This window comes from Deferribacterota bacterium, assembly GCA_034189185.1.
Lineage (GTDB): Bacteria > Chrysiogenota > Deferribacteres > Deferribacterales > UBA228 > UBA228.
In genome coordinates, this window is the sequence record JAXHVM010000252.1 from 1 (window position 1) to 2,006 (window position 2,006).

The 2,006-nt window shown below is 30.0% G+C and carries 2 protein-coding genes; one reads left to right on the forward strand and one right to left on the reverse strand.

Translation table 11 applies throughout. From position 1 onward, the window contains the following. Window positions 1–1,171 (reverse strand): methyl-accepting chemotaxis protein (locus SVN78_10565; protein ID MDY6822047.1); only part of this gene is annotated, 1,171 nt, incomplete at its 3' end. 411 nt (window positions 1,172–1,582) lie between these two features. Between SVN78_10565 and SVN78_10570 the strand changes: the two genes are divergently transcribed. Continuing rightward, window positions 1,583–2,006 (forward strand): YeeE/YedE thiosulfate transporter family protein (locus SVN78_10570; GenBank protein MDY6822048.1); only part of this gene is annotated, 424 nt, incomplete at its 3' end.

Here is a 2,006-nt window from a genome sequence, read left to right on the forward strand (position 1 = left end):
TCATTGAAGAGATTGTATTAGATAAGTCTTTTACCTCTCTAATAATATGAGAGATAGTATCAATGAATCTATTGTAATAGTTAGCAAGGAGTGAGAATTCATCTTTTCCCTTAACAGGGAGTTTCTTGGTTAGGTCTCCTTGGCCTGACGAGATATCTCTAAGAGAGTTGTTTATGGTGGCAAGGGGTTTGTTGACGAATAAATGAAACAGTAAGCTAATCCCAAATGATAGGATAAAAAACAAAATAATAGTAAATATAAATAAATTTTTAATAAAACTGTATACACTTGCATATATTGTTTCTTCTGGTACCCCATAAGAGACATACCATTTACTTGCCATATGCTCTAAATCAACAGGCTTTGATTGGAAATAGTGTTTCTTAACACCTTTAAAAGTATATGTAAAATAATTCTTACCAGCTAATATATTATTTATAATGGTAACAACTTTTTTTTCAAAATCTTTATTTAAAACAGCCTCTCTCCCTAAAGGATGAGAAATAATCTCACCTCTACTATCACCAATAAAAAAATATGTATCTTTACCTAGTGAAAATTGTTTAGTAAATCTTTTATAAAAATATTCTTGATATAATAATAATTCAATTGCACCTATTAGTCTTTTACTATAATAAATAGGAATATTAAAGGTGATAACTGGTTTTTTTGTTACTTTTTCTATAAATACATCACTTATATAATATGGGTGTTGATCTATATGTCTTACCCAATCCTCATCAAGTACACTAACACCTATCAACTCTTCATAATCTGCAGTTTCAATAATATTGCCATAATTAGGACTATTTTTATCTAAATCTACTAAAGCTATATTATGTATTTCAGGTAAATAATTCATAGCTTTTTCTAATATATCTTTTACTCTTTTTTTTATAGTTTCATTGTCCCCTTCTACAAGTAAACGTTTTATATCATCATATTCAGCTAACATAGTGGTATAGTGCATTGTTTCTGACAAAAAATTATACGCACTGCCTGCTATTCCATTTACAAGGGTTTGTGCAGTAGCTTTATATTCATTCATCGACTTTTTACTTTCAGTTATATAGATTGTAATACTAAAGATAATCAATAGTATTAATATAAGAATATTGATTCTTATTATAAATTTTGTAGAAAGTTTGTGTCTAAAACTTATTTTATCCATATTGAAAGCCTATATAATACTAAATTAAATTATTAAAAAAAATGCAATATATCTGTAAAAACTACATTTAATTTTACTTAAAACAAGTAGATATTACCTCACCATACTATTGTCAAGCTTAAAGTTTTCACATGTCCAGTCTCCAAAGGTCTCCCGACTTCGCAAGTACACCATCCTCTGACTTCGCAAGTCAGATTTTACGCATACTTACGCTATCACAGGCTATCTTCACATATCTCCCAATTCGAAAGTTGGAATTTCAGCATCTATAAGCCATCTCCAGACTTTTTTATTAAAATTGTAATTCTAATATTAAAAGAAAATCTCGAATCAATAGTCTTTGTAAATATTTCTTGACACCAAAACACTTAATAATTATGTTATAAAAAATTATGTGAAAAGGGTGTTTTAATGGCAACTGCTGTTCAAGTTATAGATGAAGCAAAGGATCTAGCGCAACAAAAGAATGCTAATTTAAATAAGCCACAAACTTCACTAATAATAAGCGGGCTGCTTGTATGTACAATTTTACTAATTTATCTAATTGTCACACAAGTTACTTCTCAAACGTTATTATTCGTTATTGGCCTGTTACTTGGCTATACATTATTTCATGCTCGTTTTGGTTTTGCTTCTGCATTTTGCCGGTTTACGTCTGTTGGAAATGGCCAGGAGTTACGCTCACATATGTTAATGTTATCAATTGCAGTAACATTGTTTGCCCCAATCTTGTCATTCGGTTATTCATTTTTTGGAGGAGGTGTCTCTGGACATGTAGCACCAGTTGGTATCAGTCTCTTAGTCGGTGCTTTTATGTTTGGAATAGGAATGCAAC